At 66.7% G+C, this 24,504-nt stretch carries 23 protein-coding genes and 6 tRNA genes; 23 read left to right on the top strand and 6 right to left on the bottom strand.

Going from position 1 to position 24,504, the window contains the following annotated elements:
- Positions 1 to 13: 13 nt before the first annotated feature.
- Positions 14 to 1,429 (top strand): siroheme synthase CysG, encoded by a 1,416-nt coding sequence (cysG, locus tag IB258_RS25700; RefSeq protein WP_192353371.1) that lies wholly within the window; start codon positions 14 to 16, stop codon positions 1,427 to 1,429.
- Between the two features lie 86 nt (positions 1,430 to 1,515).
- On the opposite strand, the gene upp is transcribed toward cysG, so the two are convergent.
- From upp to IB258_RS25715, 3 genes are all read right to left on the bottom strand, one after another.
- Positions 1,516 to 2,154: a uracil phosphoribosyltransferase gene (gene upp, locus IB258_RS25705; protein ID WP_054451547.1), complete on the bottom strand. Its 639-nt coding sequence runs from the start codon at positions 2,152 to 2,154 to the stop codon at positions 1,516 to 1,518.
- A 186-nt stretch (positions 2,155 to 2,340) separates the two neighbouring features.
- Complete coding sequence (gene dacB / locus IB258_RS25710) at positions 2,341 to 3,789, bottom strand: D-alanyl-D-alanine carboxypeptidase/D-alanyl-D-alanine-endopeptidase (protein ID WP_192353372.1); 1,449 nt, start codon at positions 3,787 to 3,789, stop codon at positions 2,341 to 2,343.
- A gap of 163 nt (positions 3,790 to 3,952) precedes the next feature.
- Entirely contained in the window at positions 3,953 to 5,110 is a 1,158-nt protein-coding gene (locus IB258_RS25715; RefSeq protein ID WP_054451549.1) for an ABC transporter substrate-binding protein, read from the bottom strand.
- Positions 5,111 to 5,340: 230 nt separating this feature from the next.
- On the opposite strand from IB258_RS25715, the gene IB258_RS25720 reads away from it, so the two are divergent.
- From IB258_RS25720 to secF, 6 genes are all read left to right on the top strand, one after another.
- Entirely contained in the window at positions 5,341 to 6,156 is an 816-nt protein-coding gene (locus tag IB258_RS25720; RefSeq protein WP_054451550.1) for an IclR family transcriptional regulator, read from the top strand.
- A 134-nt stretch (positions 6,157 to 6,290) separates the two neighbouring features.
- Positions 6,291 to 7,349 carry a tRNA preQ1(34) S-adenosylmethionine ribosyltransferase-isomerase QueA gene (queA, locus tag IB258_RS25725; RefSeq protein WP_054451551.1) on the top strand — a complete coding sequence of 353 codons (1,059 nt, stop codon included), beginning with the start codon at positions 6,291 to 6,293 and terminating at the stop codon, positions 7,347 to 7,349.
- On the top strand, positions 7,346 to 8,482 hold the full coding sequence (tgt, locus tag IB258_RS25730; RefSeq protein WP_192353373.1) for a tRNA guanosine(34) transglycosylase Tgt: 1,137 nt from the start codon (positions 7,346 to 7,348) through the stop codon (positions 8,480 to 8,482). Before queA ends, tgt begins: the two co-directional genes overlap by 4 nt.
- Positions 8,483 to 8,596: 114 nt before the next feature.
- Entirely contained in the window at positions 8,597 to 8,941 is a 345-nt protein-coding gene (yajC, locus tag IB258_RS25735) for a preprotein translocase subunit YajC (protein ID WP_054451553.1), read from the top strand.
- Positions 8,942 to 9,052: 111 nt separating this feature from the next.
- Positions 9,053 to 10,933, top strand: a complete 1,881-nt coding sequence (gene secD / locus IB258_RS25740) for a protein translocase subunit SecD (RefSeq protein ID WP_054451554.1) — start codon at positions 9,053 to 9,055, stop codon at positions 10,931 to 10,933.
- 53 nt (positions 10,934 to 10,986) lie between these two features.
- A complete protein-coding gene (gene secF / locus IB258_RS25745; RefSeq protein WP_054451555.1) occupies positions 10,987 to 11,922 on the top strand; it encodes a protein translocase subunit SecF in 936 nt (311 codons plus the stop codon).
- Between the two features lie 46 nt (positions 11,923 to 11,968).
- On the opposite strand, the gene IB258_RS25750 is transcribed toward secF, so the two are convergent.
- Positions 11,969 to 12,304, bottom strand: a complete 336-nt coding sequence (locus IB258_RS25750; protein ID WP_175181897.1) for a hypothetical protein — start codon at positions 12,302 to 12,304, stop codon at positions 11,969 to 11,971.
- Positions 12,305 to 12,424: 120 nt separating this feature from the next.
- Here IB258_RS25750 and IB258_RS25755 point away from each other — a divergent pair, with 120 nt between their 5' ends.
- The 5 genes from IB258_RS25755 to IB258_RS25775 all read left to right on the top strand — a co-directional run bounded on the left by IB258_RS25755 (position 12,425) and on the right by IB258_RS25775 (position 15,254).
- Positions 12,425 to 12,739 (top strand): helix-turn-helix transcriptional regulator, encoded by a 315-nt coding sequence (locus IB258_RS25755; protein ID WP_054451557.1) that lies wholly within the window; start codon positions 12,425 to 12,427, stop codon positions 12,737 to 12,739.
- Complete coding sequence (locus IB258_RS25760; RefSeq protein WP_054451558.1) at positions 12,736 to 13,095, top strand: SRPBCC domain-containing protein; 360 nt, start codon at positions 12,736 to 12,738, stop codon at positions 13,093 to 13,095. Before IB258_RS25755 ends, IB258_RS25760 begins: the two co-directional genes overlap by 4 nt.
- Positions 13,096 to 13,139: 44 nt before the next feature.
- Positions 13,140 to 13,745 (top strand): ATP-dependent Clp protease proteolytic subunit, encoded by a 606-nt coding sequence (locus IB258_RS25765; RefSeq protein WP_054451559.1) that lies wholly within the window; start codon positions 13,140 to 13,142, stop codon positions 13,743 to 13,745.
- A gap of 70 nt (positions 13,746 to 13,815) precedes the next feature.
- A complete protein-coding gene (locus IB258_RS25770) occupies positions 13,816 to 14,493 on the top strand; it encodes a VOC family protein (RefSeq protein ID WP_192353374.1) in 678 nt (225 codons plus the stop codon).
- Positions 14,494 to 14,543: 50 nt separating this feature from the next.
- Entirely contained in the window at positions 14,544 to 15,254 is a 711-nt protein-coding gene (locus IB258_RS25775) for an alanyl-tRNA editing protein (RefSeq protein WP_175163586.1), read from the top strand.
- Positions 15,255 to 15,592: 338 nt separating this feature from the next.
- Here the strand turns inward: IB258_RS25775 and IB258_RS25780 are convergent, their stop codons facing one another.
- A complete protein-coding gene (locus tag IB258_RS25780; protein ID WP_119451035.1) occupies positions 15,593 to 16,354 on the bottom strand; it encodes a phosphatase PAP2 family protein in 762 nt (253 codons plus the stop codon).
- A 171-nt stretch (positions 16,355 to 16,525) separates the two neighbouring features.
- Between IB258_RS25780 and miaB the strand changes: the two genes are divergently transcribed.
- The 5 genes from miaB to lnt all read left to right on the top strand — a co-directional run bounded on the left by miaB (position 16,526) and on the right by lnt (position 22,197).
- Positions 16,526 to 17,959 (top strand): tRNA (N6-isopentenyl adenosine(37)-C2)-methylthiotransferase MiaB, encoded by a 1,434-nt coding sequence (miaB, locus tag IB258_RS25785; protein ID WP_054451562.1) that lies wholly within the window; start codon positions 16,526 to 16,528, stop codon positions 17,957 to 17,959.
- Positions 17,956 to 18,981 carry a PhoH family protein gene (locus tag IB258_RS25790; protein WP_054451563.1) on the top strand — a complete coding sequence of 342 codons (1,026 nt, stop codon included), beginning with the start codon at positions 17,956 to 17,958 and terminating at the stop codon, positions 18,979 to 18,981. The genes miaB and IB258_RS25790 overlap by 4 nt, the downstream gene beginning before the upstream one ends.
- Positions 18,971 to 19,444, top strand: coding sequence for an rRNA maturation RNase YbeY (ybeY, locus tag IB258_RS25795; protein WP_119451034.1), 474 nt, complete (start codon positions 18,971 to 18,973; stop codon positions 19,442 to 19,444). The genes IB258_RS25790 and ybeY overlap by 11 nt, the downstream gene beginning before the upstream one ends.
- A 237-nt stretch (positions 19,445 to 19,681) precedes the next feature.
- Positions 19,682 to 20,572 carry an HlyC/CorC family transporter gene (locus IB258_RS25800; protein WP_054451565.1) on the top strand — a complete coding sequence of 297 codons (891 nt, stop codon included), beginning with the start codon at positions 19,682 to 19,684 and terminating at the stop codon, positions 20,570 to 20,572.
- The gene (gene lnt, locus IB258_RS25805; RefSeq protein WP_119451033.1) at positions 20,569 to 22,197 is read left to right on the top strand and encodes an apolipoprotein N-acyltransferase; all 1,629 of its coding nucleotides are present in this window, start codon (positions 20,569 to 20,571) and stop codon (positions 22,195 to 22,197) included. The genes IB258_RS25800 and lnt overlap by 4 nt, the downstream gene beginning before the upstream one ends.
- Positions 22,198 to 22,204: 7 nt before the next feature.
- On the opposite strand, the gene IB258_RS25810 is transcribed toward lnt, so the two are convergent.
- Complete coding sequence (locus IB258_RS25810) at positions 22,205 to 23,260, bottom strand: aldo/keto reductase (protein WP_192353375.1); 1,056 nt, start codon at positions 23,258 to 23,260, stop codon at positions 22,205 to 22,207.
- A 353-nt stretch (positions 23,261 to 23,613) separates the two neighbouring features.
- On the opposite strand from IB258_RS25810, the gene IB258_RS25815 reads away from it, so the two are divergent.
- From IB258_RS25815 to IB258_RS25840, 6 genes are all read left to right on the top strand, one after another.
- Positions 23,614 to 23,689: transfer RNA gene (locus tag IB258_RS25815), tRNA-Ala, on the top strand.
- A 39-nt stretch (positions 23,690 to 23,728) separates the two neighbouring features.
- A tRNA-Glu gene (locus IB258_RS25820) sits at positions 23,729 to 23,804 on the top strand.
- A gap of 64 nt (positions 23,805 to 23,868) precedes the next feature.
- Positions 23,869 to 23,945, top strand: a tRNA-Asp gene (locus IB258_RS25825).
- A gap of 103 nt (positions 23,946 to 24,048) precedes the next feature.
- Positions 24,049 to 24,124, top strand: a tRNA-Ala gene (locus IB258_RS25830).
- Positions 24,125 to 24,163: 39 nt separating this feature from the next.
- Positions 24,164 to 24,239: transfer RNA gene (locus IB258_RS25835), tRNA-Glu, on the top strand.
- Between the two features lie 71 nt (positions 24,240 to 24,310).
- Positions 24,311 to 24,387, top strand: a tRNA-Asp gene (locus tag IB258_RS25840).
- The last annotated feature ends 117 nt before the right edge of the window (positions 24,388 to 24,504 follow it).

The following is a 24,504-nucleotide window of genomic DNA, read 5'->3' on the forward strand; positions in this document are numbered from 1 at the left end:
GAGGCTGGCATTCATGAAGCTTTTCCCGATTTTTGCCGATTTGAAAGACAGGCTGGTCCTGGTGGTGGGCGGCGGCGCCGTCGCCGAACGCAAGACGCTGTCCCTGCTGGAAGCCTCCGCCGACGTGCTGGTGGGAGCGCCGGAACTGACGCCCACCCTGGCCGCGCTGGCCGCCGAAGGCCGCATCCGCCATTTGTCCGGCCGATTCGATCCCGCCTGGCTCGACGAAGTCTGGCTGGCGGTCGCCGCCACCGACGACCGCGAGACCAACGCCGCCGTCTCGGAGGCTGCCGGCGCCCGGCGCATCTTCAGCAACGTGGTGGACGATCCTGAGCTGTCGTCCTTCCAGGTGCCCTCCATCGTCGACCGCTCGCCCGTCATCGTCGCCATTTCCTCGTCCGGCGTGGCGCCGGTGCTGGCGCGGCGCATCCGGGAACGCATCGAATCGCTGTTCGACCATACCCTGGGCCAGTTGGCCGGACTGGCCGCCAGCTACCGCAAGCGCATCCGCGCCAGCCATCCCGACCTGGGCGCGCGCCGCCGCTTCTACGACTGGCTGCTGGACGGCCCGGTGGCCGGCTTGCTGCGCCAGCAGCAGCCGGCCCAGGCCGAAGCCGCGTTGGCGGGGGCCTTGGCGGCGCCGCGAACGCCCGACGCCGGCAGCGTGGTGCTGGTGGGCGCCGGCCCCGGCGACCCCGGCCTGCTGACGCTGAAGGCATTGCGCGCGCTGAACGAGGCCGACGTCATCCTGCACGACCGTCTGGTCAGCGCCGGCGTCATGTCGCTGGCGCGCCGCGACGCCGAGCGCGTATCGGTCGGCAAGCTACCCGGCGAAGACCATAACGCCACCCAGGCCCGCATCCACAGGCTGATGGTCGAGCACGCGCGCGCCGGCCGCCGCGTGGTGCGGCTCAAGGGCGGCGACGCCTTCATCTTCGGCCGGGGCGGAGAGGAACTGGAATACCTGCGCGCGCACGGCGTGCGTTATGAAGTGGTGCCCGGCATCACCGCCGCGCTGGCCTGTGCGGCCTATGCCGGCATCCCGCTGACGCACCGGGAACACGCCCAGTCCGTCCGCCTGGTCACCGCGCATTGCCGCGAAGACGAGGACAACCTGGACTGGCCTGCCCTGGCCCGCGAAAAGCAAACCCTGGCTTTCTACATGGGCGTGGGGCAACTGGATCTGCTGACTGGCCGCCTGCTGGCCCACGGCCGTTCTCCCGACACGCCGTTCGCGCTGATCGAGAACGGCAGCCGGCCCGAGCAACGCGTGCTTTCGGGCACGCTGGAACAGCTGCCGGCCCTGGCCGCCGAACACGCGATCCGCTCACCCGCGCTCTTGATCGTGGGCGAAGTGGCGGGATTGGCTTCGCAATTGCAGTGGTTCGGCCAGCACCTGGACGGACGCCTGGAGCGTCTGGCAGCCTGAGGGGCCGGGGGGCCGGGGGGCCGGGGGCCCAATGCAAAACGCCAGCCTGCGGGCTGGCGTTTTTGTTCGTGGCCGTACCCCGGCCGCTATTCCGTCTTCTGCGTGGTGCCGAAGATGCGGTCGCCGGCGTCGCCCAGGCCAGGCATGATGTAGCCGTGTTCATTCAGGCCGTCGTCGATGGACGCGGTGTAGATGTGCACGTCGGGGTGCTTGGCCAGCACGGTATCGATGCCCACGGGCGCGGCGACCAGCACCAGGGCGCGGATTTCCTTGCAGCCCGCGCGCTTGAGCAGGTCAATCGCGGCGACCATCGAACCGCCGGTGGCCAGCATCGGGTCGACGATCAGCGCCAGGCGCTGGTCCAGTTCGCCCACCAGGCGTTCCAGGTAGGTATGCGCTTCCAGCGTTTCTTCATTGCGGGCCACGCCCACCACGCTGACCTTGGCGCCTGGAATCAGGCTGAGCACGCCGTCCAGCATGCCGATGCCGGCGCGCAGGATGGGCACCACGGTGACCTTCTTGCCTGCGATCTTTTCGACTTGCACCGAACCGCACCAACCTTCGACGGTGGCCGGCGCCAGCGGCAGGTCCTTGGACGCTTCATAAGTGAGCAGCGCGCCCACTTCCTGGGACAGCTCACGGAAGCTCTTGGTGCTGAGGTCGGCGCGGCGCATGATCCCGAGCTTGTGGCGGATCAGCGGATGGCGGATTTCGTGCACGGGCATGTGCGTAACTCTCCAGAGTATTGATAGACAGGGTATTCGCCTCAGGCGGAACCATGACGGCGCGGCGCGCTTTGCATCGCCCAGCCGTCGAGCCACATTTGAGGATCGTAATCGGTTTGGAAGGGAATTGTTATTGACCGCCCGCAGGATGATCCGAAGATACTCGCCGGCGAGGCGGAGGCATGTTTATTGTTCAGTGAGCCAGGCGATCAGCGCGTCGTCGAAGGCCCGCACGGCGCCCGCCTGTTCATGGTTGACGATGCTGACCACCACGTAGCGCTTGCCGCTGGCGCCCAGCACGTAGCCCGCGATGGAACGTACGTCGCGCAGCGAGCCTGTCTTCAGGTGGGCCATGCCCGCCGTGCCGTCGCCCTTGAGGCGACGACGTACCGTGCCGTCCACTCCCGCGATCGCAAAGGATGAAATGTACTCGGGCATGACCGGCGAGTTCCAGGCCACGGTCAGCATCGACGCCAGGCTGTCGGCCGACACCCGCGCGTCGCGCGACAGGCCGGCGCCGTTGTCGATGACCAGCTCGGGCATGTCCAGGCCCTGCCTGGCCAGCAGCCCCTTGGCCACGGCTTCGCTGCTGGAGACCGTGGCGGGCCGGCGGCCGCGCTCGGCGCCCAAGGTCAGCAGCAAGGTGCGCGCCATGACGTTGTTGCTGCGCTTGTTGATCTGGCGGATCGCCTCGGCCAGCGTGGGCGAATCATGCGAGGCCAGCACCACCGCGTCGGGCGGCACCATGCCGGAACGGACCTGGCCCTTGAAAGTGCCGCCCAGCTCCTTCCAGAGCATGCGGAACACTTCGGTGGCGTACTCGGGCTGGGACAGCGCCAGGCGATACAGGCTGAATTCGCCGCAGGAGCCGGCCACCTTGCCGTTCACGCGGATGGTCACGCCCTGCTGGGTGATCACCGGCTCGGTCGTCACCACCGGGGGGCCCGGGCAACGGGCATCGCTCCATTCGACGCGGCCCTCGATCTTCAGGCCCGGCAGCGGCGGATCGATCAGTGGCACCCATTTATTGGCGGCGGGGTCCGGCGTGAAGAGCAGCCGCATCGCGCCAAAACCCACCATCAGGGCGTCCGGACTGGCGTTGTAGGCCCGGTCCGGGGCGCCGTCGAAGGCACCCGGGTCGGTCGCGACCTGGCCGAAGATGCTGCGGTCGATGACCAGGTCATTGATCTGCTTGACGCCGCGCAGGCGCAGTTCGCGCAGCAGCACCCACAGGTCCTGCAGCAGGAATTGCGGATCGCCGCCAGCCCGCAGGTACAGCGGGCCGCTCAGCACACCCTTGGCGTCGGGACGCGCGCCCGGCGCCGTCATGAATTCGGTGCGCCAGACGTAGTTGGGCCCCAGCTCGGACAACGCGGCCCAGGTCGTGACCAGCTTCATCACCGAGGCGGGATTGCGCGACTCCTTGGCGTTCAGCGCCACCAGGCGCGGCCCGCCCACCTCCTGCACCACCAGGGACAGGGAACTGTCGGGCAGCTTGCTGGCTTTCCAGGCGTTCACCACGTTGGGCGGCAGGCCGGGCACCTGCGCCCAGGCCGCGCCCGCCACCGCGGCCAGCAGCCCGCCGGCCAGCCATCGCTTCAGCCCGCCCCTACGCTTATACGCTTGTCCCGTCATGCCACGCCCACCCGGTTGCTCGTCCTGCAAAACCGAGAGCATACAAAACCTGGACGAATTGCGGCGTGGGAGGCCCTCCCACCGTCAGCCCCGAACAAGCAAAAAAGGCCTCTTGAGGACGCGGCAGATACATATTGCATGCGCAACGCCGGGGCCTTCCTCCTTATTTCTGCAGCCTCCACTTGCCGGAAGCCACGGTCGCCATCACCAGCGCCCGCTCATCCAACCCGTTGTGGTCGGTGGGACTCATGTTGACCACGCCGGTCGCGGTGGGCAGGTTCTTGACGTTCTCCAGCGCATCGCGCAGCGCCGCCCTGAATTCGGGCGTGCCGGGCTTCGCGGTCTTCAGTGCCACCGGGATGGCCTGCTGCAGCAAGAGGCCGACGTCCCAGGTATAGGCGGCGAACAGGGACACGCTGCCCGCGCCGTTGGCCGCTTCATACTTCTTGGCGAAGGCCTGGGCGGTGGACTTGACGGGGTTGGTATCCGGCAGCAGGTCGGCCACCATCACCGGTCCCACCGGCACCCAGGCGCCCTCGCAGGCATCGCCGCAGACCCGCAGGAAGTCGTTGTTGGCCACGCCGTGGTTGAAATAGATCTTGCCCTTGTAGCCGCGTTCGCGCAGCGCCCGCGCCGGCATCGCGGCGGGCGTGCCGGAGGCGCCGACCACCACGGCGTCAGGCGCCGCGCCGATCACCTTCAGGGTCTGGGCCACGGCGGACGTGTCGGTGGGCGCGAAGGCTTCCTTGCCCACCACCTCGATGCCATGCTTCTTGGCCGCCTTCTCGATTTCCACCCAGAAGGTTTCGCCCAGCGCGTTGTTGAAACCGATGAAGGCCAGCTTCTTCACGCCGTTGGCCGCCGCATGCCGCGCGATGCCCTCGGCCATCAGCGAATCGGAGTGCGGAGTCTTGAACACCCAGCGGCGCTTGTCGTCCATGGGCTCGATCAGCCGCGCCGACGAGGCCAGCGTAATCACCGGCGTGGCGCCGCTGGCCACGGTGTCCAGCATGGCCATGGTGTTGGGCGTGGTGGTGGACCCGACGATCAGGTCCACCTTGTTCTCCGAGATCAGCTTGTGGGAATTGCTGACGGCGCGAGTGGTGTCGGAAGCGTCGTCCAGCACCACGTACTCGACCTTGACGCCCCCGATCTCGGTGGGCAGCAGGCTGATCGTGTTGCGTTCGGGGATGCCCAGCGAGGCCTGGGGACCGGTGGTGGACAGGGTGGCGCCGATTTTCACCTGGGCCAGCGCGGGCGCGGCGCCCGCTGCCAGCAGGGCGGCCAGCGCGGCGGCCATGAGGGTACGACGAGGGGTCATGCGGAGTCTCCTTGGATACGCGGATGTCTTATGCTTTGCGCCGATCCGCTACGGCGTGGAACTCTGTTTATACGGCGGGGAACCCGGCTGGCGGGCGCCTCGGTGGCCCGCTGCGGGTTTGTCCGAACGGCCTCGCAGCGCGGCTGCGTTCTTGCTGGTCTCCACGTTGCCAGTGACTGGCAAGCGCTGTATTTTTTAGTGATACACGTATTCTAATAAGAGACAAACTCATGTCAACAGATAGCAGCACGGGGATCCAATCAGCCGAAATCGCCCTGGACGTGCTGACGCGGCTGGCCGAATTGGGCGGCGCCCTGTCCGTGTCCGAGCTCGGCCGCAGCCTGGACATGCCGCGCGCCAAGGTGCACCGTTACCTGGTGTCGCTGGAGCGGCGCGGCTATGTGGAGCAGGACGCGGCCAGCGCCCGCTACCGGCTGGGCCCGCAGGCGCTGCACACCGGACTGGCGGCGCTGGCCGAAGTGGATTTCGTGAAGCTGGCGGCCGGCAGCCTGGACGGCCTGAGCGCCGCCATCGGCCAGACCGTGTTCATCTCGGTCTGGGGCCAGCACGGTCCCACCATCGTGCAATGGCGCGACGCGCGGCTGCCGGTGACCGTCAACGTGCGGGTGGGCTCGGTGCTGCCGCTGCTCAACAGCGCCACCGGCCGGGTCTTCGCCGCGTGGCTGCCCGAAGCCCTGGCCCTGCCGCGGGCGCTGTCCGAATGGGAGGCGCTGCAGGCGCATGATCCCGAGGCCGCCCGCAAGCTGGATGCGACTGAACCGCCCGCCGATCTCGCCGCCGCGCTGCGCCGCCAGTGGCAGGCGACCCGCAAGCGCGGCTACGCCAGCGTCAGCGGTCACCTGCTGCACGGCATCAATTCGGCCTCGGTGCCGGTGCTGGATGCCCAGGGTCATCTGGCCGGCGCCATCACCAGCCTGGGACTGCACGGGGGATTCGACCTGTCGGCCGACGGCGAACCGGTGCGGGCGCTGACGGCGGCGGCCGCGGATTGCTCGCGCCGGCTGGGCTGGAGCCCGGCGCGCTGAACCCAGCCGGGAGGCCCATCCGTCCCCAGGACAGGCAGCCCGATCTTGCGGGCGCTTTACAATACAGGGTTGCCCCGGGCCTGCCTGGCCCGTTTCCGCCCTCTTTTTGCCGCCCTTGCCGGACGGATAGCCGCGTGTCCCAGCCCCTCACCGTCGCCGATTTCAATTACGAACTGCCGCCCGAGCTCATCGCCCAGGCGCCCGCCGCCGAACGCACCGGCAGCCGCCTGCTGCACCTGGACGGCGCGGGCCAGCTGCACGACCGGCAGTTCGCCGACCTGGCCTCGCTGCTGCGTCCGCAAGACCTGCTTATCTTCAACGACACCCGCGTCATCAAGGCGCGGCTGAACGGCCACAAGATCACTGGCGGCAAGATCGAGGTGCTGGTCGAACGCATCACCGAACCCGACCGCGTCCTGGCCCATGTGCGCGCCAGCAAGTCGCCCGGTCCGGGCATGGTGCTGCGCCTGGCCGACGCCTTCGAAGCCACCGTGCTGGGCCGCGAAGGCGAACTCTTCGACATCCGCTTCCCAGGCCCCGTGCTGGACCTGCTGGACGCGCACGGCGCCACTCCGCTGCCGCCCTACATCACGCACGAAGCCGACACCGGCGACGACGAGCGCTACCAAACGGTCTACGCCCGCGAGCCCGGCGCCGTGGCCGCGCCCACCGCCGGCCTGCATTTCGACCAACCCACGCTGGACCGCCTGGCCGCGATGGGCGTGGAACGCGCCTTCGTCACGCTGCACGTGGGCGCGGGCACCTTCCAGCCGGTGCGCGTGGACAACCTGGCCGACCACGTCATGCACGCCGAATGGTTCACCGTGCCGCAAGCCACGGTCGACGCGATCGCCGCCGCCCGCAGCCGCGGCGGCCGGGTCATCGCCGTCGGCACCACCAGCGTACGCGCCCTGGAATCCGCCGCCGCCCAGACCGAAGGGCGCACCGCCCCCGGCCTGCCGCTGGCCGCCGCCCAGGGCGATACCCGCCTCTTCATCACCCCCGGTTACCGGTACCGCGTCATCGACGCCCTGGTCACCAACTTCCACCTGCCCCAGTCGACCCTGCTGATGCTGGTGTCGGCGCTGGCCGGCGTAGAACCGATACGCCGCGCCTACGCCCACGCCGTTGCCGAGCGCTACCGCTTCTTCAGCTATGGCGACGCCATGTTTATCGAGTCCCCCGCCCCATGACCGGACTGAATTTCGAACTGCTCGCCACCGACGGCGGCGCCCGCCGCGGCCGCATCGCGCTGAACCACGGCGTGGTCGAGACGCCCATCTTCATGCCTGTGGGCACCTATGGCAGCGTCAAGGCCATGATGCCGCACGAACTGAAAGAGATCGGCTCGCAGATCGTGCTGGGCAACACCTTCCACCTGTGGCTGCGCCCGGGCACGGAAATCATGGAAAAGCATGGCGGCCTGCATGGCTTCATGCAGTGGGACAAGCCCATCCTGACCGATTCCGGCGGATTCCAGGTGTTCAGCCTGCAAGGCATGCGCAAGATCACCGAGGAAGGCGTCAAGTTCGCGTCCCCGATCGACGGCGCGCGGCTGTTCCTGACGCCGGAAGAATCCATGCGCATCCAGCGCTCGCTGAATTCCGACATCGTCATGGTGTTCGACGAGTGCACGCCCTATGAAATCGACGGCCGCCCCGCCACCGTCGAAGAGGCCGCCCGCTCCATGCGCATGTCGCTGCGCTGGGCGCGCCGCTCACGCGAGGAGTTCGACCGCCTGCAGAACCCCAACGCCCTGTTCGGCATCGTCCAGGGCGGCATGTACGAAGCCCTGCGCGACGAATCCCTGGCCGGGCTGCAGGAGATCGGCTTCCACGGGTACGCCATCGGCGGCCTGTCGGTCGGCGAGCCCAAGGAAGACATGATGCGCATCCTGGCGCATGTCACGCCCAAGCTGCCGGCCCAGGCGCCGCGCTACCTGATGGGCGTAGGCACGCCGGAAGACCTGGTCGAAGGCGTGAGCCGCGGCGTCGACATGTTCGACTGCGTCATGCCGACCCGCAACGCCCGCAATGGCTGGTTGTTCACGCGCTTTGGCGACGTCAAGATCCGCAACGCCAAGTACCGCGACGACACCCGACCGCTGGACCCCAGCTGCAGCTGCCATACCTGCGCGAATTTCTCGCGTGCCTACCTGCACCACCTGCAGCGCGCCAACGAAATCACCGGCGCGCGCCTGAACACCCTGCACAACCTGCATTTCTATCTGACCATCATGAAGGAAATGCGCGAAGCCATCGCCGAAGGCCGCTTCGACGCCTGGCGCGCGCAGTTCGCGGCAGACCGGGCGCGGGGGGTGGATTAGAATTTCAGGACCTATATACAATAGTCGGCTTGCCCTATCCATGGCTCGCGCGGGGATGGGCGCAGAAAAACACTAGATACAAACACCCAAACAGACTAAACGCAGGAGAATTCAATGTCCGTTATCGATACCGCCAGCCTCGTCGTGGCTCAGGCCGCCGCCCCCGAGGGTAACGCGCTGATGGGCATGCTGCCCATCATCCTGATGTTCGTGATCCTCTACTTCCTGATGATCCGTCCCCAGATGAAGCGCCAGAAGGAACACCGCAACCTGATCGCCGCCCTGGCCAAGGGCGACGAAGTGGTCACCGCCGGCGGCATGCTCGGCAAGGTCACCAAGGTCAACGACAGCTACGTCACCGTCGAAGTCTCCGAACTGGCCGACAAGCCGGTCGAAGTGATCATGCAGAAGTCCTCGGTCTCGACCGTGCTGCCCAAGGGAACCATCAAGGCCCTGTAAGCGTCCCACAGGAGCCCCCATCGGGCTCCTGTTGCTTGATGGCCCTGTCGCCGCCCGCCGCGCTTGCCGCCCGGGCGGCCCTTTCATCACTTTTACATGAAGTAGCCGGCAATGAACCGCTATCCCCTTTGGAAGTACATTACGGTCCTGGTCGCGGTCATCATCGGCCTGCTGTACACGCTTCCCAACTTCTACGGCGAATCCCCGGCCGTCCAGGTTTCCAGCGCCAAGGCCACGATCAAGGTCGATCCCGCCATGCTGAGCCGGGTCGAACAGATCCTGACCGACGCCAAGATCCCCAATGAAGGGGTCTATTACGAACAGAACGGCACGCTCGGCACCGTGCGCGCCCGCTTCACGTCGACCGACCTGCAGCTGCAGGCGCGCGACCTGATCGACAAATCCCTCAACACCGTCGCCGGCGACCCCCACTACACGGTCGCGCTGAACCTGCTGCCCGCTTCGCCCGCCTGGATGCGCGCGCTGGGCTGGTTCGCGCCCAAGCCGATGTACCTGGGCCTGGACCTGCGCGGCGGCGTGCACTTCCTGCTGCAAGTGGACATGCAGGGCGCCCTGACCGCCCGCTACGACTCCCTGGCCGCCGACGTGCGCTCCGTGCTGCGCGACCAGAAGGTCAATGTGGCCGGCGTCGAACGCTCGGGCATGGCCATTGCCGCCACCTTCGCCAATACGGACGACCGCGACCGCGCCATTTCCACGCTGCGCAGCCGCCTGCCCGACCTGGAATTCACCGAGCGCATGGAAAACGGCAAGCCGCTGCTGATGGCTGCGCTGAACCCGGCCGCCGTCACCCGCGTGCAGGATTCCGCGCTCAAGCAGAACATCAACACGCTGCACAACCGGATCAACGAACTGGGCGTGGCCGAACCGGTCATCCAGCAGCAAGGCGCCGACCGCATCGTGGTGCAGCTGCCCGGCGTGCAGGACGTGGCCAAGGCCAAGGAACTGCTGGGCCGCACCGCCACGCTGGAAATCCGCATGGTCGACGACTCCCCCGCCGCGCAGGCCGCGCTGCTGGGCGGCAGCGTGCCCTTCGGCCTTGAACGCTACAACGACCGCGACGGCCGTCCCATCCTGGTCCGCCGCCAGGTCATCCTGACCGGTGAAAACCTGCAGGATGCCCAACCCGGCCGCGACTCGCAGACCCAGCAGGCCGCCGTCCACCTGACCCTGGACTCCAAGGGCGCCCGCATTTTCCGCGACGTCACCCGCGACAACATCGGCAAGCGCATGGCCATCCTGCTGTTCGAAAACGGCAAGGGCGAAGTGGTCACGGCTCCGGTCATCCGCGGCGAAATCGCCGGCGGCCAGGTGCAGATCTCGGGCAGCATGAGCTCCGAAGAGGCCGCCGACACCGCGCTGCTGCTGCGCGCCGGCGCCCTGGCTGCGCCCATGTCCATCATCGAGGAACGCACCATCGGCCCGAGCCTGGGCGCAGACAACATCGCCAAGGGCTTCTACTCGACGCTGTACGGCTTCCTGGCCATCGCCGCCTTCATCATCCTGTACTACCACCTGTTCGGCGTGTTCTCCACGATCGGCCTGACCATGAACGTGCTGCTGCTGCTGGCGCTGCTATCCATGCTGCAGGCCACGCTGACCCTGCCGGGCATCGCGGCAATCGCGCTGACGCTGGGCATGGCCATCGACTCGAACGTGCTGATCAACGAGCGGATACGCGAGGAACTGCGCGCAGGCGCAAGTCCGCAGCAAGCCATCCATCACGGCTTCGAACGCGCCTGGGGCACCATTCTCGACTCGAACCTCACCACGCTGATCGTGGGCCTGGCGCTGCTGGCCTTCGGTTCCGGCCCGATCCGGGGCTTCGCCGTGGTGCACGTGCTGGGCATCCTGACCTCGATGTTCTCGTCGGTGGTGGGTGTGCGCGCGCTGGCCAACCTCTGGTACGGCCGCAAGAAGAAGCTCACGTCGATCTCCATCGGTGAAGTCTGGAAACCGAAGACCAACTGAACATGAGCGCGGGCGGCCCGGCCGCCCGCCACAGATAAAGCCTAAGGCGAAAAATGGAATTTTTCCGTATTCACCGCACCATCCCGTTCATGCGCCACGCGCTGGTGCTGAACATCATCAGCCTCGTCACATTCCTGGCGGCTGTTTTCTTCATCGTCACGCGCGGCTTCCACCTGTCGATCGAATTCACCGGCGGCACGGTCATGGAAGTCAACTACGCCCAGACGGCGCAGCTTGAAAACGTGCGCGGCGTGGTCTCCAAGCTGGGCTACACCGACTTCCAGGTGCAGAACTTCGGCACCTCGCACGACGTCATGATCCGCCTGCCGTTGCAGGAAGGCCAGACCTCGGCCACGCAGAGCGAAACCGTCATGGCCGCGCTGAAGACCGCCGACTCCGGCGTCGAACTGCGCCGCGTCGAGTTCGTGGGCCCGCAGGTGGGCCAGGAGCTGCTGCACAACGGCCTGATGGCCCTGCTGGTCGTGGTCATCGGCATCATGGTCTACCTGGGCTTCCGCTTCGAATGGAAGTTCGCCGTCGCCGGCGTGATCGCCAACCTGCACGACGTGGTGATCATCCTGGGCTTCTTCGCCTTCTTCCAGTGGGAATTTTCGCTGTCGGTGCTGGCGGGCGTGCTGGCGGTGCTGGGCTACTCCGTGAACGAATCCGTGGTCATCATGGACCGGATCCGCGAGAACTTCCGCAAGTACCGCAAGGCGGACGTGCATGAAGTCATCAACAGCGCCATCACGCAGACCATCTCCCGGACCATCATCACCCACGGTTCCACGCAGATGATGGTGCTGGCCATGCTGTTCTTCGGCGGCCCCACCCTGCACTACTTCGCCATGGCCCTGACCATCGGCATCTGGTTCGGCATCTACTCGTCGGTGTTCGTGGCCGCGGCCCTGGCCATGTGGCTGGGCGTCAAGCGCGAAGACCTGGTCAAGCCGGTCAAGAAGGAAGGCGAGGAAGGCGAAGCCGCCTGATCCGTTTCCGCTTGAAGACAAACCCGCCGCAATCACGGCGGGTTTTTTATTGCGCGGCGCTTGCCGTCTTACGCCTGGCCAGGAACCGCAGGGCCAAGCCGCTCGGAACCACGGCGAACTGCAGCAAGCCGGCGTAGAGCCAGGCCCAGGTCCAGCGGAAACGCCACGGAATGAATTCAGGCACCCCGTTGTCGTCAAAGTACGGGTCATGAATGACCAGCGCCAGGCCGACCAGATACGAAAGCACAAGGCATCCCGCCACGAACAGCCACCGCCGCGTAGCCGGGGCCTTCCAACCAAGACGCCGGCCATGCACGGCGCCGGCCGCCAGGCTGATCAGCAGGCTGGCCGCGAACAAGACGGGGAATAGAAGAAAAGCCACGGCGTCGCTCCCGACTGCAGGTCCGGCGCCATTGTGCCAGCCGCGATCGCAAATGGCTCTCGGACGCGCACAGGGTGCTTTCCGCTTGACCAATACATAAGTATTGACTAATGTATTGTCATGCTCGAAACCGACATCTTCAAGGCCCTGGCCGATCCGACCCGCCGTGCCATCTTCGAAAAGCTCGCCGCCGGCGGCATGAACGCCAGCGCCCTGCGCGTCGGCATGGAGATCAGCCAGCCAGCCATGTCGCAGCACCTTGCGGTGCTGCGCAAGGCCCGCCTGGTGCGCGAGGAAAAACAAGGCCGTTTCGTGAACTATGAAGTCGACCCCGACGGGCTTGCGCTCATCGCCGGATGGCTGGCGAAGTACCGCGCCTACTGGCCGGCCCGCATCGAAGCCCTGAACGCCCTGCTCAAGGACATGGACCAATGAAGCCGACCGCGCCGCAAGACCCGCCCCAGGACATCGTGCTCGAATACGAACTCGACGCGCCGCCCGAAAAAGTCTGGCGCGCCATCAGCATCCCCGAATTCCGCGAGCAATGGCTGCCTGGACGGGCGCTGGCCAGCGCCGAACCCGCGGACGCGACGCCTGCCGAAGAAATCCAATACCGCATGCGCGACGAGGAGCCGCCTTTCCTCGAAAGCCTGGTGACCTTCCAGATCCGGCCCGTCGCCGACGGCCGCACGCTCCTGCGCATCATCCACGCGCTGGACGACGCGCGGTTCGAACGCCGCGGGCGCCCAGCCGCCAACGACGCCGGCCCCTTCCTCATGCGCGCCGCCTGAACCCGGCCCAAGCGCAAGGCAATCGCAACCCAGGAGATTCGTCCATGCAGGACGTGATGCAATACGTACCCATGGTGGTCGAGCAGTCCGGCCGCGGCGAGCGGTCCTTCGACATCTATTCGCGACTGCTGCGCGACCGCATCATCTTCCTGAACGGCGAAGTCAACGACTCGGTGTCGGCGCTGGTCTGCGCCCAGCTGCTGTTCCTGGAATCCGAGAACCCCACCAAGCCCATCCATCTCTACATCAACTCCCCTGGCGGCGTCATCACCAGCGGCCTGGCCATGTACGACACCATGCAGTTCATCACTGCGCCGGTGCACACGCTGTGCATGGGCACGGCGCGCTCCATGGGCTCGTTCCTGCTGATGGCGGGCGAACCCGGCGAACGATGCGCGCTGGCCAATGCCAGCGTGCACGTGCATCAGCCTTTAGGCGGCTTCCAGGGCCAGGCCTCGGACGTGCTCATCCACGCCGAGGAAATGCGCAGGACCAAGGACCGCGTCACGCGCGTCTACGCCCAGCACTGCGGACGCAGCTACGAAGACGTAGAGCGCACACTGGACCGCGACTGCTACATGAGCGCGGAGGAAGCGCTGGAATGGGGCCTGATAGACCGGGTGCTGAAGCGCCGGGACCTGGGCGTCTGACACTGTACCGCCCGCCCCCGTCGCGCTGTACGGGTACGGATCCGCGCGGATTCGCTACCATAGCCGGACCATGAAACTCGTCATCGATCACCTCGTCATCGCCGCCGCGGACCTGGACAGCGGCACCGAATACGTCGCAGCACTGCTCGGCATCGCCCCCTCGGGCGGCGGCGCGCATCCGCGCATGGGCACCCACAACCGGGTGCTGGGCATGGCCGGCGGCATCTACCTCGAAGTCATCGCCATCGATCCTCAGGCCCCGGCGCCTGCGCGGCCACGTTGGTTCGGGCTGGATCAGGACGCCGTCCGCGCCCGCATCGCCCAGGGTCCCTACCTGGCGCATTGGGCGGCGCGGGTCGAAGCGCCGCTGGATCTGACGCGTATGCGGGCGGAGCATCCCGCACGCATCCCGCCCGCCATTCCCATGGAACGCGGGCAGTTGCGCTGGCGGCTGACGGTGCCCGACGACGGCAGCCTGCCCGCCTGGCGCGAAGCGGGCCATGCGGCCGGCGACGGTCTGCTGCCCACGCTGATCCAGTGGGACGTGGCCGACTACCCCGGCGTCAGCCTGCCGCGCCAGCACCTCACACTCAAGCAACTGTCCGGCAGCCATCCGCAGGCCGGGCTGCTGCGCCAAGGGCTGGCCTGGCTGGGCGCGGACCACCTGATCCAGGTGGAACAGGTCGACGGCCCGCCGCGCCTGAGCGCACAGATCGAAACGGCCGGCGGCCTGAAGATCCTGGCCTGATCGTCCGCCCCGCCTTGCAAAAAAAACCAGAACATCCGGAGACCCTTTACATGAATGCCACCCGCAAGCGATTCGACGAAGACCCTTACCTGGACCGATGCGAGGCCACCGTGATCGCGGTCAGCCCCGAGGGCGTCGAACTGGACGAGACTGTCTGCTACGCGCGCAGCGGCGGCCAGGCGGGAGACAGCGGCACTTTGACGCTGGCCGACGGCCGCGCGCTGACGCTTGCCGACACCGTCTACGCCGAAGACCGCAAGCGCATCCTGCACGTGCTGGAAGGCGGCATCGCACCGCAAGTGGGCGACCGCGTCTCGGTGACCATCGACTGGCCGCGGCGCCACCGCCTCATGCGCCTGCACACCTGTCTGCATCTGCTGGGCGCGCTGGTGCCCGCCCCCGTGACCGGCTGCAGCATTTCACCCGACTCCGCGCGCGTCGACTTCGACCTGCCCGAATCCACGCTGGACAAGGCCGACCTGACCGAACGCCTGAACGCCTTGATCCAGGCCCGCACCGGCGTCAGCATCAACTGCATCACGCCCGAGGAACTGGCCGCCGAACCCGACCTGGTGCGTACCGTGGGCGCTGCGCCCCCGGCCGGCACCGCCAGCATACGCATCGTCGAAATCCCGGGCGTGGATCGCCAGCCCTGTGGTGGCACGCACGTGGCCAACACCGGCGAGATCGGCGCGGTGATCGTTACGAAGATCGAGAAAAAGAGCCGCACCAACCGGCGCGTGGTGGTGAATTTCGCGTAAGGCGTAGTCTGGAGCCCGCCCCTGGCCGGAATCATGTATGTGTTGTTCGGCCGCCCGCGCGGCCGAACAACACGGGCAGCCCACGACTCGCCCCCGACCACAGCTCCAGCAGCGCAACTAGCCAAGACGCACGTAGCCCGTCGTCGCGGGCGGCGTGGCAGCTCGCAACCTCGATGCGCCCGAGGGAATCTGAAGGAAAGGCCGAAGGCCTTGACGAAGATGACGACGGGGGAGTCCGGAGCGAACGCTCCGGACCGCAATCGTGGGCGCGAGCCGCCACGCCGCCCGCGACGACGGGCGACCTACGAAGCACAACCCAACGCCAGCAGCAGCGGACCTTACTTCTTCCACCAGCGCCAGGGCGCGCGCAGGGGCCATTGGTAGCTGGCGCCCAGCACGCGGGGCGCCAATACGTGCCCGACCAGCACCGCGATGCCCGCGGCCGTCATCACGTCCGACAGATAGTGGTCCAGGTTGACCAGCCGGCTCATCGCCACCAGCGCCGCCAGCAGCAGGAAGACCCAGCGCCAGCGCGGCGCCAGGATGCCCAGCACCACAGCCACGGCGAATGCCGCATAGGTGTGGCTGGAGGGGAAGGAGTTGTACAGCTGGGCGCGCGAGAACGACTCGCCCACCCCGTAGATGCCTTTTTCGAAGAACAGCTCGGGACGCGCCCGCGCCACCGAACGCTTGAGCACCAGCACCACCAGTCCGCCTACCGCCAGGGTCGACAGCATCAGCAGGCTGCCGCGCGCCATGCTGGCGTAGCTCATGCGTACCGGATTGCGCCAGCCGCGCGCCAGGCCGACCAACCCGATCACGTAGAAGGCCAGCGCCACACCAATATAAGGGCCGCTTTCGCCGAGTTCACCGATCCATTCGAAGGATTCGTTCACGCCTTCAGATACCGACTGCTTGATCCACACCGCCAGCGGCAGGTCCACCCACAACGCGCACGCGCTGGCGGCCAGCGCCAGGGCGCAGCCCAGCAGCACCCAGGTCAGCGCGGAAAAGGGGTTGCGGAACTGGTCCGGCGCGGGGCCGGCTGAGGCGTCGGATACGGGAGCGGCCGCCGAAGGCGTCAGGGGATTACTGTTCATCGATACCGCTATCGGGAAATGAGAAACGTTCCTGGGCTGCAAAATCAGCCCAGCACGCTATCGTAACGGCCTGCGCGCGCCAGACCAAGAAGCAAATGCGGGCAAGGGTTAAAATCCCGGGTTTCCTACCATTCTCTGCCCCCGGGATCTACACCCGTCACGGCGACCATCATGCAAGAAACCACCCTCAAGCGCGCCGACGCCGCGCCCGACGGCGCCAGCGCCGCCCTCCCCGCCGCGGACGCCGGCTCCCCCCGCAAGCTGTACATCCGCACCTTCGGCTGCCAGATGAACGAGTACGACTCGGACAAGATGGCCGACGTGCTGCGCGGCGACCAGGGCCTGGAACTCACCGACAACCCGGAAGACGCCGACGTCATCCTGTTCAACACCTGTTCGGTGCGCGAGAAGGCGCAGGAAAAGGTCTTCTCGGACCTGGGCCGCGTGCAGCACCTGAAGAAGACCAATCCCAACCTGGTGATCGGCGTGGGCGGCTGCGTGGCCAGCCAGGAAGGCGAAGCCATCGTCAAGCGCGCGCCCTACGTGGACGTGGTGTTCGGTCCGCAGACGCTGCATCGCCTGCCGGACCTGATCAAGCGCCGCCGCGACGAAGGCCGCTCGCAGGTGGACATCAGCTTCCCCGAGATCGAAAAGTTCGACAACATGCCGCCGCCCCGCGTGGACGGCGCCACGGCGTTCGTGTCCATCATGGAAGGCTGTAGCAAATACTGCAGCTTCTGTGTCGTGCCCTACACGCGCGGCGAGGAAGTCTCGCGCCCCTTCGAGGACGTGCTGGTGGAGGTCGCCGACCTGGCCGACCAGGGCGTGAAGGAAGTGACGCTGCTGGGCCAGAACGTCAACGCCTACCGCGGCCGCATGACCGACAGCGACGAGATCGCCGACTTCGCCATGCTGCTGGAATACGTGCACGAAATCCCGGGCATCGAGCGCATCCGCTACACCACCTCGCACCCCAAGGAAATGACCCAGCGCATGGTGGACGCCTACGCCCGCCTGCCCAAGCTGGTGTCCTTCCTGCACCTGCCGGTGCAGGCCGGCAGCGACCGCGTGCTGGCGGCCATGAAGCGCGGCTACACCACCCTGGAATTCAAGTCGGTGGTGCGCCGCCTGCGCGCCGCCCGCCCCGACCTGACGCTGTCCTCGGACTTCATCGTGGGCTTTCCCGGCGAAACCGAGGAAGACTTCGAAAAGACCATGAAGCTGATCGAGGACGTCGGCTTCGACACCTCGTTCTCGTTCGTGTATTCGCGCCGCCCGGGCACGCCCGCCGCCGACCTGCACGACGACACGCCGCAAGACGTGAAGCTGCGCCGCCTGCAGCGCCTGCAGGCGCTGATCAACGAGCAGGCGGCCACGATCGCCCGCAACATGGTCGGCACGCGCCAGCGCCTGCTGGTCGAAGGCCCCTCGCGCCGCGACCCGAACGAACTGATGGGCCGCACCGAGAACAACCGCATCGTGAACTTCGCCGCGCCCGCGCGGCTCATCGGACAAATGGTCGACGTCATCATCACCGAAGCGCACACCAATTCGCTGCGCGCCCGGGTCGCCGACGTGGACCGCACTCCCCAAGAGGCCGAATGACCACTCCCCGCTCCCGCGCCCGCCGCAGCATGCCCATCGTCGTCACCCTGGACGGCGACAACACCCATCTGGCCAATCTCTGCGGCCCGCTGGACGAAAACCTGCGGCAGCTGGCCGACGGCATGAACGTCAAGCTCTCGCGCCGCGGCAGCCGAGTCACCATCGAAGGCGAACTCGCGGAACTCGCCGGCCGGATACTGCGCCGCTTCCACGAACAGGCCGTGCACCGCGCCCTGTCGGTCGACGACATCCAGCTCGGGCTGGTCGAGATCGGCGTCGGGCGGCAGGAACAGGAACTGAAGGAAGAGCAGGCCCGCGAGGCCGACCCGCTGCCCGCCCTGGACGACGAAAGCGACAGCATCGCCCTGCGCACCAAGCGCAGCGACCTGCGTCCGCGCACGCCGCGCCAGCGCGACTACCTGAACAACATCCTCAAGCACGACATCACCTTCGGCGTCGGTCCCGCCGGCACCGGCAAGACCTGGCTGGCCGTGGCCTGCGCCATCGACGCAATGGAGCGCGACACCGTGCAACGCCTGGTGCTGACACGCCCCGCGGTCGAAGCCGGCGAACGCCTGGGCTTTCTGCCGGGCGACCTGGCGCAGAAGGTGGACCCGTACCTGCGCCCGCTGTACGACGCGCTGTACGACCTGATGGGCTTCGAAAAGGTGCAGCGCCTGTTCGAAAAGCAGACCATCGAAATCGCGCCGCTGGCCTACATGCGCGGCCGCACGCTCAACCACGCCTTCGTCATCCTGGACGAAGCGCAGAACACCACGCCGGAACAGATGAAGATGTTCCTGACGCGGATCGGCTTCGGCAGCAAGGCGGTCATTACCGGCGACCCGTCGCAGGTGGACTTGCCGCGTGGCCAGGACAGCGGCCTGGCGCATGCGGTGAAGGTGCTGCACGACGTGCAGGGCATCGCCACCACCCGATTCACCAGCCGAGACGTCGTGCGCCATCCCCTGGTCGCCCGCATCGTCGACGCCTACGACCGCGCCGCCGAAGATGAAACCTGAACTGTCCCTGTCCGTGCAATACGGCGTCGAGGAAGCCCGCCTGCCCCGCTGGCGCCTGCGCCGCTGGGCCGAACGCGCGCTGGCGGGCGCGGCCGACGACGGCCTGGTCGCGTTTTCCGCGGCGGAGCTGAGCTTGCGGCTGGTTGGCGCGGCCGAAGGCCGGCGCCTGAACCGCGACTTCCGCGGCCGCGACTATGCCACCAATGTGCTGACCTTCGAATACGGCGTGGATCCGCTGGGCGTTGCGCGCGGCGACATCGTCATGTGCGTGCCGGTGCTGGTGCGCGAGGCCCGCGAACAGCGCAAGGCGCTCCTGGACCACGCCGCCCATCTCACCATCCACGGCGTGCTGCACGCGCTGGGCTACGACCACATCAAGGCCCGCGACGCCAAGCGCATGGAGGCCCTGGAGACCGCCACGCTGGCCGCCATGCGCATCGCCGATCCTTACATGGCAGCCTGACTCGCGGACTCGGGTCAACCCTGAGAAAAATTGGCCCCCACGCTGCGCGCCTTAGGCGCTTGCTGCCCCCCGAGGGGGCGATTTTTGCCTTGGGGCGGCCCGGCGGCAAAAATTGCCGAAAAATGGCGTCCAGCAAGGCGCAGATGGCGGCGGTTCCCCTCATTTTGAGGGCCGCCGTTACAAATTGCAGGCCAGTATCGGTTATGCTGGGCCCTCCATAACTTGTCCTCCCGGACGATGTCTGACCCTTATCCTGCTCCCGAAGCGACGCCTGCTCGCTCCTCCAAACCTGCCGCCAAATCCCTTCTAGACCGCCTGCTTTCCCTCGTGCGCCGCGAGCCTGAGGACCGCGAAGGCATCAAGGCCGTTCTGGAAGCCGCGCACGAACGCCAACTGCTCGACGCGGAATCCTACAAGATGATCAAGGGCGCGCTCGCCGTGTCCGAAGGCACCGTGGGCGACATCATGGTCCCGCGTTCGCGCATGGATCTGCTGGACGTCACGCAGCCCATTCCCTACCTGGTCGCCTCGGTCATCGAGACCGCCCACTCGCGCTTCCCCGTCTACGAAGGCGATCGCGACAACATCATCGGCATCCTGCTGGCCAAGGATCTGCTGCGCTGCATGCTGGAACCCGGCATCGAGGTGCGCACGCTGGTGCGGCCCGCCGTCTTCATCCCCGAATCCAAGCGCCTGAACGTGCTGCTGCACGAGTTCCGCGCCAGCCGCAACCACCAGGCCATCGTCATCGATGAGCATGGCGGCATTTCCGGCCTGGTGACGATGGAAGACGTGCTGGAACAGATCGTCGGCGATATCGAAGACGAATTCGACGAAACCGAGGAAGACTCGATCTTCCCCGAAGGCGAAAACCAGTGGCGCGTCCTGGCGGCCACCGACATCTCGCACTTCAACGACGTATTCGGCTGCCAGTTGCCCGACGACGAGTACGACAGCGTCGGCGGCTGGATGGGCGGACAGCTGGGCCGCATCCCGCGCCGCGGCGACATCGCCGAATTCGACGGCCTGCGCCTGGAAGTGGCCCGCGGCGACGCGCGCCGCGCCATCTGGCTGCGCGTCAAGCGCAACGCCGCACCCCAAGCCCCCCGCTCCTCCGAAGACGCATGACCCAGTCCCCGCGCAGCCATAAACTGCGCGGCGCCGCCGGCCTGGTGCTGGCGGGCGCCGTGCACGCCCTGACTTTTTCGCCCGGTCCCCTGCCGGATTGGGCCTTGGCGGCCACACAGGTCCTGATGCTGGCCATCGTTGCGCGCGTGACCCTGTATGCGCCCTCGGCCAAACAGGCCTGGCTGCGCGGCTGGCTGTTCAGCTTCGCCAGCTACTCGCTGGGCCTCTACTGGATTTTCATCAGCCTGCACCGCTACGGCGATCTGGCCGCGCCGCTGGCCGTGGCCGCGGTGCTGGCGCTGTCGGCCTTCCTGGCGCTGTTCCCGGCCACGGCCAGCGCGCTGGCGCGCCGCTACGCGCCGCTGGAGCCGGGCTCTCCGCCCTCCCGCATACTGTCGGGCACGCTGGCCTGGGCTGCGATGTGGGCGGCCTTCGAATGGCTGCGCGCCGTGCTGCTGACGGGCTTTCCCTGGCTCAATATCGGTTACGCGCAAGTCGATAGCCCCATCGCAGGCTGGGCGCCGCTGCTTGGCGTGCACGGCATGGCCTTCCTGGCCGCCTTCGTCGCCGCTGCCCTCGCCAGCCTCTGGCAGCCCTCGCGCAAAAGCGGGACTGGCTCGCGCCACGCCCTGGCCGCCGGTATCGCGCTGGCCCTGGCCGCCGCTGGCTGGCCGCTGTCCCGCATCGACTGGTCCACGCCGTCCGGCGATCCGCTGAACGTGCGCCTGGTCCAGGGCAACATCGAGCAGTCGCAGAAGTTCGACCCTGCCCTGCTCGACCAGAGCCTGGTGCGCCACCTGGACCTGGCAGCCATGCCGCCGGCTCCCGGCGTGCCCGCGCCGCAGTTGATCATCTTGCCGGAAACCGTGCTGCCCATCTTCCAGGACCAGCTGGATCCGCGCGTCTGGGCGGTCTGGCGCGACCTGGCCGCCCAGCGCAATACCACCATCGCCATGGGCGTGCCGCTGCACGACCGCGTCAATGGCCGCGAGCGCTACACCAACAGCGTCATGGGCTTTGACGGCAATACCCCGGTCGAACAGCTCGTGGCCGGCACCACCGCCATGCGCTACGACAAGCGCCACCTGGTGCCCTGGGGCGAATACGTGCCGCCCGGATTCCACTGGTTCGTCGACATGCTGAACATTCCGCTGGGCGACTTCGATCGCGGCGCGGTACGCCAGACGCCCTTCGCGGTCGGCGGCCAGCACATCGCGTTCAACATCTGCTACGAAGACCTGTTCGGCCCCGACCTGTTGCCCGCGCTGCAACCCGGCCCCAACGGCGAACCGGGCGCGACGATACTGGTGAACGTGAGCAACCTGGGCTGGTTCGGCGACTCCTGGGCCTTGCGCCAGCATCTGCAGATCGGCCGCGTGCGCACCATGGAAACGGCGCGGCCCATGCTGACCTCCACCAACACCGGCATCACCGCCGCCATTGACGCCAAAGGCCGCGTCGCGGCCCAGCTTGCGCCGCTGCAGGCCGGTGTGCTGCCGGTGGCCGTGCAAGGCATGACGGGGCTGACGCCATACGCGCGCTTTGGCGACAAGACGGCGCTGGCCCTGATCGGCCTGGCGCTGATCGCCGCGTTCGGCAGCGGCCGCAAGACGCGTCGCGCCTGAGGCGCCCTCAAGCGAACAGATTCGCCGGCAGCGCGCCGCTCTCCCCGGGCGGGCGCAGCGGCCCGCTTCCGGCGCCGGTACGCTCGATCGCGTCCGCGATGGCGTCCATGTCATCGCCATCCAGTTCCAGCGACGCTGCGCCCAGCAGTCCATTCACCTGAGCCGCGCTGCGGGCGCCCACGATCGCGCCCGTGACGCCCGGCCAGGCCAGCGTCCAGGCCGCCGCCACGGCCGCCACCGTGGCGCCGTGGCGTTCGGCGATGGGCTTGAACGCATCGGCCAGCGCCAGGTTGCGCTCGATGCCGGGCGAGGCGAACTCCGCGTTGCGCGCGCGCCAATCATCCGCCGGCAGAGCACGGGCGCGCTCCACGCTGAAGGCGCCGGTCAGCAGGCCGGACTGCATCGGGCTGTAGACGATCACGCCCGTGCCGTTACGTTCGCACCACGGAATCAGCTCCGCGCCCGCGGCGCGCTGAATGGCCGAAAACGGCGGCTGCAGCGTATCCACATGCCCCAGCGCTTCTGCCTGCTGCAGCTGGGCAAGATTGTGGTTGGACAGGCCCACCGCCCTGACCTTGCCCTCCCGCTTCAGATCCAGCAGTTCCTGCCAGTACAGCTCCAGCGGCGTGCCATCGCCCGCCGGCCAGTGCATCTGGTAGAGATCGATGCGTTCGACGCCCAGCCTGCGCAACGAATCTTCGACTTCGCGCCGGATGCTGGCCGGCGCGCCGGTGCGCCGCGGCATCGCCTGCGGCTGTTCCGCAGACCAGGTCAGGCCGCACTTTGTGAACACGTAAGGCCGGGCGTCAGGCGCCATCTGCGCCAGCGCGCGGCGCACGATCTCCTCGGAATGCCCCAGGCCGTACACCGCCGCGGTATCGATCCAGTTGATGCCGCGCTCGACGGCCCGGCGGATCGCCGCCACCGAATCGGCGTCGTCCTGCGGCCCCCACCCCACCGCCCAACCGCTGCCGCCGATGGCCCAGGCGCCCAGCCCGATGCGGGTGATGTCCATGCCGCTCTGGCCCAGCGGGCGTGTGGGAAACGAAGTCTTGCTGCTCATGGCGATGTCCGTGTGTGCAGGTCCGGTGCAAAAAATGCCGGATCGACGAAAAAAATTTCCGCTCACGATAGCATTCTCACAAGTCTTTGATTTACTTGATTTCTGCATCAATAACGCTAGCTCAAGCTGAGCAATAAAAGCGCAAAATCGGCCCAAAAATGCCTTCCAGCCCCCTTTTTTTCACGACTTTTTAGCTTTTTGTCTCATCGCGACTTGCACACCCAATTTAGTTCGTGCATAATCTCGTTTCTTCGCCAACGGCACTAAACAAAACCGGCAACGAACTACGAAAAAGCACTCGGTAAAACGTGTGTTCGGTTTCGTAAAACGTTGAACGGGCTGATTAGAAAGACGGGGGTATAGCTCAGCTGGGAGAGCGCTTGCATGGCATGCAAGAGGTCAGCGGTTCGATCCCGCTTACCTCCACCAGTCAACGGCGAAGGATGCAGTACCAGTTTGCAAGTCCAAGTCCCCTTCGTCTAGAGGCCTAGGACATCACCCTTTCACGGTGAGTACAGGGGTTCGAATCCCCTAGGGGACGCCAGTTCTTCTGGCAGCAGTATGTAGTGATGCAGTTGAAGTGACAATGTAGTTGAGTACGCCGCTGCGGAGCGGTAGTTCAGTTGGTTAGAATACCGGCCTGTCACGCCGGGGGTCGCGGGTTCGAGCCCCGTCCGCTCCGCCAAAGCTCTCGCTCAGAGTCTTTCAAGAGCTCCGTTTTTCGGGGCTTTTTTGCTTTATATAGTGTGAGACCTTGTTGTCTGTAGTTTGGGGCATCGAGGATCCTGGGGGGTATAGCTCAGCTGGGAGAGCGCTTGCATGGCATGCAAGAGGTCAGCGGTTCGATCCCGCTTACCTCCACCAGTAAGCAGTACGGTAGTAAAGTAGTTCTGTTTTGTTCAGGTCCCCTTCGTCTAGAGGCCTAGGACATCACCCTTTCACGGTGAGTACAGGGGTTCGAATCCCCTAGGGGACGCCAGTCTTTCTGGCATGTAGTACCAAACTGCCTTGACACCGCAGTGCATTGAAGAAGTCAGAGTAAACCGCTGCGGAGCGGTAGTTCAGTTGGTTAGAATACCGGCCTGTCACGCCGGGGGTCGCGGGTTCGAGCCCCGTCCGCTCCGCCAAGCACATCACGCAGTTCGCAAGCGCCTCGGCCTTGCCAGCCATAGAAAGCTCCGGTTTCCGGAGCTTTTTTGCATTCCGGCCCGCATCATCTAGCGGCAGCCATCTTCCCCGCCATT

This window comes from Achromobacter sp. ACM02 (assembly GCF_014851605.1).
Lineage (GTDB): Bacteria > Pseudomonadota > Gammaproteobacteria > Burkholderiales > Burkholderiaceae_B > Achromobacter > Achromobacter aegrifaciens.